Source organism: Streptomyces sp. NPDC102462 (assembly GCF_044765425.1).
Classification (GTDB): domain Bacteria; phylum Actinomycetota; class Actinomycetes; order Streptomycetales; family Streptomycetaceae; genus Streptomyces.
The window spans coordinates 20,806-27,254 of the sequence record NZ_JBIWKB010000012.1 but is presented as its reverse complement, the minus strand read 5'-3'; the positions used below and the strand labels follow the sequence as shown (position 1 = coordinate 27,254).

The following is a 6,449-nucleotide window of genomic DNA, read 5'->3' as shown; positions in this document are numbered from 1 at the left end:
GCCTCCGGCGACGGGCGCCCAAGAGACCCGGGGGCTCGGGTTTGCCGACGGGTGCGGGAGCGTCGTGGTTGCTCGCGCCGTTCCCCGCGCCCCTTTGGGGGCGCGCCTGCCTTCCGCGGCGGGCGCCCAAGAGACCGGGGGTTCGGACACGTTGGCGGGTGCGGGAGCGTCGTGGCTGGTCGCGCCGTTCCCCGCGCCCCTTTGGGGCGGCGGCAGCTGCCGCCGCCCCAAAGGGGTTGGGGGTCAGGCTAGGGGGTGCATCCAGGTGTGGGTGTCCTCGGTGATGCCGCGCTGGATGTCGAGGAGGGCCTGGCGGAGTTCCAGGGTGACCTTGCCGGGTTCGCCGTCCGACTGCTTCCACTCGGCGCCCGCGCGCTTGACCGTGCCGACCGGGGTGATGACGGCGGCGGTGCCGCAGGCGAACACCTCGGTGAGGGTGCCGTCCTCCGAGTCCCGCTGCCACTGCTCGATGGAGACGCGGGACTCCTCCGACTCGTAGCCGAGGTCGCGGGCCACGGTCAGCAGGCTGTCGCGGGTGACGCCCTCCAGGATCGAGCCGCTGAGGATCGGCGTCACGATCTTGTTGCCGTACACGAAGTACAGGTTCATGCCGCCCAGTTCCTCGACCCACCGGTGCTCGACCGCGTCGAGGTAGCAGACCTGGTCGCAGCCCTCGGCCGCTGCCTCCGCCTGCGCGAGCAGCGAGGCCGCGTAGTTGCCGCCCGTCTTGGCGTCGCCCATGCCGCCCGGGACGGCGCGGACCCGGTTCTCGGAGACCCAGATGGAGACCGGCTCGACGCCCCCGGGGAAGTACGCGCCGGCCGGGGAGGCGATGACGAGGAACAGATACTCGTTGGCGGGCTTCACGCCCAGCCCGACCTCGGTAGCGATCATGAAGGGCCGCAGGTAGAGGGACTCCTCGCCACCGTGTGCGGGCACCCAGTCCTTGTCCTGCCGGACCAGGGCGTCACACGCCTCGATGAAGGTCTCGACCGGCAGTTCGGGCATGGCCAGCCGGCGGGCGGAGCGCTGGAAACGCTTGGCGTTCTGGTCCGGGCGGAAGGTCGCCACGGAGCCGTCGGGGCGGCGGTATGCCTTGAGGCCCTCGAAGATCTCCTGCGCGTAGTGCAGGACGTTGGTGGCCGGGTCGAGGGGGATCGGCGCGTACGGAACGAGCTGGCCGTCGTGCCATCCCCGGCCCTCGGTCCACTTGATCGTCACCATGTGGTCGGTGAAGTGGCGGCCGAATCCGGGGTTGGCGAGGATCGCCTCACGCTCCGCTGCGGGCAGCGGGTGGGCGGAGGGCTTGAGCTCGATCGTGGGCGTCGTCATGAGTGGTAGTCCTTCACCGGTTGTAGTGACGGGCCGCGCTCACGTCCGCCCGGCCGGCGGCCGGTGCTAGGACGTCCGAGCATTCCCTCATACCGCGGCTCCGCGTCCGATTATCGCGCGGGGCACAGGCGGAAGGAATCGGGGTGAATGCGGCCCAGGGGTCGATGGTGGCACCCGGCGGGGACATGGGGAAGCCGCCGGGCGCCTGAGCGACCCGACGGCTTGGTGCAGCGCGGCGGGGCTCAGCCGGCTACGCGTACGCGGAGCGCGTCGCCGATGTCCGAGGTGCTGCGGGCGGGGCCCGCGGCGCGCTCCGCGAGGTCGGCGGAGACGGCGTCCTCGATGCGGTCCGCCTCGGTGTCGTAGCCGAGGTGGCGCAGCAGCAGCGCGACGGACAGGACGGTGGCGGTGGGGTCCGCCTTGCCCAGGCCGGCGATGTCCGGGGCCGAGCCGTGCACCGGCTCGAACATGGACGGGTACGCGCCGCTCGGGTTGATGTTGCCGGAGGCGGCCACGCCGATGCCGCCGGAGACGGCCGCGGCGAGGTCGGTGATGATGTCGCCGAAGAGGTTGTCGGTGACGATGACGTCGAACCGCTCGGGCTGGGTGACCAGGTAGATGGTGGCGGCGTCGACGTGGATGTACTCGGTGGCGACCTCGGGGTACTCCGCGGCCACCTTGTTGAAGATGTTCGTCCACAGGTGCCCGGCGAAGGTCAGCACGTTGTTCTTGTGGACCAGCGTGAGCTTCTTGCGCGGGCGGGCCTGGGCACGGGCGAAGGCGTCGCGGACCACGCGCTCCACACCGAAGGCGGTGTTGACGGAGACCTCGGTGGCCACCTCGTGCGGGGTGCCCGTGCGGATGGTGCCGCCGTTGCCCGTGTAGGGGCCTTCGGTACCCTCGCGGACGACGATGAAGTCGATCTCGGGCTGGCCGGCCAGCGGGGTGGCGACGCCGGGGAGCAGCTTCGACGGACGCAGGTTGACGTGGTGGTCGAAGGCGAAACGGAGCTTGAGCAGGAAGCCGCGCTCCAGGACGCCGGAGGGGACCGACGGGTCGCCGATCGCGCCGAGCAGGATGGCGTCGTGCTGCTTCAGCGCGTCGAGGTCGGCGTCGGTCAGGGTCTCACCGGTGGCGTGGTAGCGCTGGGCTCCGAAGTCGTACTCCTTGGTCTCCAGCTTCACATCCTGCGGAAGGACGGCGGAGAGGACCTTGAGGCCCTCGGCCACGACCTCCTGGCCGATGCCGTCACCGGGGATCACTGCGAGATTGATGCTGCGAGACATGTCGGCACCCTACTCCTCGTCCCATGAGATGACACGATCCGTCCGCCATACGGACACCCCGGGGCCGCTCGGACGGGTGAAGACTGCGTGTTTCGGCGGGTGTTCACCCGGATGTGGGGCAGCTGTCGGCTGCCGGTGGGAAATTCGTCGTCATGGAGACCCCCGACTTCGGCATCCCGCGGCGGCTGGCGAGCCGGATGAGCATGGCCGAGCAGCACGAGTATCTGCGGACCCGGCTGTCCCGGCGCCGCACCCTGGTGACGGCGGGCGCGGTGGCCGGCGGGCTGCTGACCGGCTGCTCGGGCCCGTCCGGCCCGGCGTCCGTGCCGGCCTCCGGTCCCGCCGCGGCGACCTCGCGGGTCGCGGGCGCCGCCATCGCCCCGTTCGGCCGTCATCTCGCGTTCGGCGCCGATCCGAAGACCCGGATGCGGATCTCGTGGCAGGTGCCGTTCGCCGTCCGCCGGCCGTTCGTACGGGTCGGGTCGCGCCCCGACCAGCTGAGCCGCCGGATCGACGCGGAGCTGCGCGACCTGCGCACGCCGGGACGGGAAGGAGTGCGTCCGGCGGTGGAGCAGTACTACGTGCACGCGGCCCTGGACGGTCTGCGTCCCGGCACGACGTACTACTACGGCGTCGGCCACGACGGCTGGGACCCCGCCTCCCCCGCCCACCGCTCGACGATCGCCTCCTTCCGCACCGCGCCCGCCACCCCGGAGCGCTTCGTCTTCACGGCCTTCGGCGACCAGGGCGTGAGCCGGAGCGCGAGCGCCAACGACGATGTCCTGCTGCGCCGGCGGCCGGCCTTCCATCTGCACGCGGGCGACATCTGCTACGCGGACGCCAACGGCACCGGCAGCACGTCGGACGGCTACGACCCGCGGTACTGGGACCTGTTCCTGAAGCAGACCGAGCCGGTCGCCCGGTCCGTCCCCTGGATGGTGACGACCGGCAACCACGACATGGAGGCCTGGTACTCCCCGGACGGCTACGGCGGCCAGCTCGCCCGCTTCTCCCTGCCGGACAGCGGCTTCGATCCGCACGGAACACCGGGCGCGTACGCCTTCGTCTACGGCAACGTCGGCTTCGTGGCGCTGGACGCGAACGACGTGTCGTACGAGATCCCGGCCAACCTCGGGCACACCGACGGCCGGCAGACGAAGTGGCTGGACCGCACCCTCGGCGAGCTGCGCTCGGCGCGGGACGTCGACTTCGTGGTCGTCTTCTTCCACCACTGCGCGTACTCCACCTCCACGCACGCCTCCGACGGGGGCGTGCGGGACGCGTGGCTGCCGCTGTTCACGCGGCACCAGGTGGACCTGGTGATCAACGGGCACAACCATGTGTACGAGCGGACCGACGCGGTGCGTGACGGCGCGGTCGGCCGTGCGGTGCCGATCGGCGGGTCCACGGATCCGACCCGGGACGGGATCGTGTACGTCACCGCGGGCGGCGGCGGCCGGAACCTCTACTCGTTCCCGTCCGGGGTCGGGGACAGCTATGAGGGGCATGTCACCCGGCACGACGCGGTGCAGAGCTTCCACTGGACGAAGTCCCGGGACACCGAGGCGGAGACGGTGGAGTGGTCCCGGGTGCGCTACACCGGCTTCTCCGTCCTGGAGGTGGCGGCCGAGGCGGGTACGGCCGCGCGGCTGACGGTGTCCGCGCTGGCGCAGAACGGCGACCGGATCGACCACTTCGAGGTGCGGCGCGGCCGGTAGGGCCGCGGCGCCCCCCCGGCGGGGGGGGGGGCGGGGGGGGGGGGGGGGGGGCCCGCCGCGCGGGGCCCGCGGGGGGGGGGGGGGGGGCGCCCGGGGGGGGGGGGGGGGGGGGGGGGGGGGGGGGGGGGGGGGGGGGGGGGGGGGGGGGGGGTGGGCTCTCGTGCGGCCCCCTCCCGACCTGTGTGGGGGGGGGGGGGGGGGGGGCCCCCCCCCCCCCCACCCCGTGCGGGTGCGGCTCCCGGCTTGTGGGGTGTCACGCGCGCCGCGCGGTCCCGGTTCAGTGGCCGGTCTGGCCGCCGTTGTCGCGGCGGTCGAGGGCGCGCTGAAGGGCGGCGGCGGCGTTCTTGCGGTCGGACTCGCTCGTGCGGGACACGTGGCGGACTCGGCGGCGGACGGTCGTCTCGGCCATGGGGATCGACTCCTTCGAGATACACCTGGAGTACGGCAAAAGGGGGTTACGAGACGCCGGAGGGGCGGGGAGCGGTGCCGCAGGGGTTGCCTGCACGGGCCCGGCTCACGACCGCCATTCGCTGGATCGAGCGAGACGTTCGGCTCCTACAAAACTAAGGGAGGAGCGCGCTGGTGTCTCCATAATTAGTCGGACTTCCTACTATCTGAGACGGCGGATCGGGCACCACCCCTGTGACCTGGGGTTTCGTCATCCGCGGGTCAGAGCACATCCCCGTCGCGCCAGTCGAAGACCAGTTCGTGAGCGGGGTCGGGCGGCGCGGCCAGCGCGGGGCGTACCAGCAGGCCGCCCTCCTCGTCCGCGAGCCGCACGATCCCGTCCGGCGAGAGGGCGTGGATCCGGCCGGTCCAGGGGCGCCAGCCGCGTGGCCCGTAGAGCAGTGCGCCGTCCTCGCTCGCCGACAGCGCCCCGAGGTCGTACGCCCGGTCGACCACCCGTTCCAGGGCGCCCATCACCTGCCCGCCCAGGCCCCGGCGGCGCACGGCGGGCCGCACCACGACGGCCTCGACATACCCGATACGCAGCCACCGCCCGCGGTGCCGTGCCCGGCGCATGACGACCGAGCCGTGCGCGACGATGCCGTCCTCGCCGTCCACCAGGGCGTGCATGCCGCCGAGCGCGTGCTCGAAGTCCGCGTCCTCGAACTCGCCCGCGAAGCCGTCGTGCAGCAGGGAACGGACGGCACTGAGTTCGGCGGGGGCCAGCTCGGCGGTGTGGGCGGTACGCAGGGTGAAGGTCATGCGTCAATCATCCGCGCCCCGGCCGGGCACGGTCAGCGCCTCGGCGACCGCCGTCCGGAAACCGTCGGGGTCCTCGGTCCACGGCAGGTGCCCGGCGTCCGGCAGGACCACCCGGCGGACCCGGGGCAGGGTCCGCTCCAGCGAGTCCACGGCGGTGCGCGGACGGATGTCCCGGGCGCCGTCGACGATCACGACGGGGACGCCGAGGGCGGCGCAGGCCGCGGCCGTCCCGGGGGTGCCGCAGATCCGCGCGCGCTGCTCGTCGAGGCCCCGGCGGCACGCCTGGTTGATCCCGAACCACGGGTCGGCCATGCCCCGGGCGCGCTCCAGCGCCCCCTCGCGGTCCTCGAACTCGACCGACCACTGGAGCACCGCCCGCCGGCGCTCCTCGTCCTCGGTACGGTGCCGGCGTCCCGTCAGGTCCCGCCAGTGGGCCAGGCGTTCGGGGTGGTCGGCGAGCCGGGCGCGGAAGTTCTCCCGGTAGGCGGGGTGCCAGTCGGCGTCCGGGCCGATGCCGGTGCCGGACGCGTACACCAGTGTGCTCACCCGCTCCGGGTGGACCAGCGCATAGGACAGCGCGAGATGCGCGCCCCAGGAGTGACCGAACAGTGCCATGCGGTCCAGCGCGAAGTGACGCCGCACGGCGTCCAGGTCGGCGACGAAGCGCGCGATGGTCCACGGTCCCGCGCACCGCTCGGAGCGTCCGCAGCCGCGCTGGTCCCAGCGGATCACCGGGGTCACGTCCGCGAGGAGCGCGGCGAGGTCGCCGAACATGTCCCACAGGCCCGGCCCGCCGTGGCACAGCACGAGCGGTGCGCCGGGCCCCGTGCGGGCCGCCCACAGGCGCACCCCGTCGTCGGTCTCCACCGTCGCGCCGTCCGTCCGGGCCATGACGGCAGTGTGC

6 protein-coding genes are annotated in these 6,449 nt (G+C 73.1%); 1 reads left to right on the top strand and 5 read right to left on the bottom strand.

The window, feature by feature from the left end:
* Window positions 1–243 precede the first annotated feature (243 nt).
* Window positions 244–1,332, bottom strand: coding sequence for a branched-chain amino acid aminotransferase (locus ACIRFL_RS13205; protein ID WP_404027394.1), 1,089 nt, complete (start codon window positions 1,330–1,332; stop codon window positions 244–246).
* Between the two features lie 242 nt (window positions 1,333–1,574).
* Window positions 1,575–2,618, bottom strand: coding sequence for a 3-isopropylmalate dehydrogenase (locus ACIRFL_RS13200; RefSeq protein ID WP_404027391.1), 1,044 nt, complete (start codon window positions 2,616–2,618; stop codon window positions 1,575–1,577).
* Between the two features lie 152 nt (window positions 2,619–2,770).
* Between ACIRFL_RS13200 and ACIRFL_RS13195 the strand changes: the two genes are divergently transcribed.
* A complete protein-coding gene (locus ACIRFL_RS13195) occupies window positions 2,771–4,336 on the top strand; it encodes a purple acid phosphatase family protein (protein WP_404027389.1) in 1,566 nt (521 codons plus the stop codon).
* A gap of 277 nt (window positions 4,337–4,613) precedes the next feature.
* On the opposite strand, the gene ACIRFL_RS13190 is transcribed toward ACIRFL_RS13195, so the two are convergent.
* The 3 genes from ACIRFL_RS13190 to ACIRFL_RS13180 form a co-directional block, all read right to left on the bottom strand.
* The gene (locus ACIRFL_RS13190) at window positions 4,614–4,745 is read right to left on the bottom strand and encodes a hypothetical protein (protein WP_086025501.1); all 132 of its coding nucleotides are present in this window, start codon (window positions 4,743–4,745) and stop codon (window positions 4,614–4,616) included.
* A gap of 260 nt (window positions 4,746–5,005) precedes the next feature.
* Window positions 5,006–5,545 carry a GNAT family N-acetyltransferase gene (locus ACIRFL_RS13185; RefSeq protein WP_404027386.1) on the bottom strand — a complete coding sequence of 180 codons (540 nt, stop codon included), beginning with the start codon at window positions 5,543–5,545 and terminating at the stop codon, window positions 5,006–5,008.
* Window positions 5,546–5,548: 3 nt separating this feature from the next.
* The gene (locus ACIRFL_RS13180; protein ID WP_404027383.1) at window positions 5,549–6,436 is read right to left on the bottom strand and encodes an alpha/beta fold hydrolase; all 888 of its coding nucleotides are present in this window, start codon (window positions 6,434–6,436) and stop codon (window positions 5,549–5,551) included.
* Between the last annotated feature and the right edge of the window lie 13 nt (window positions 6,437–6,449).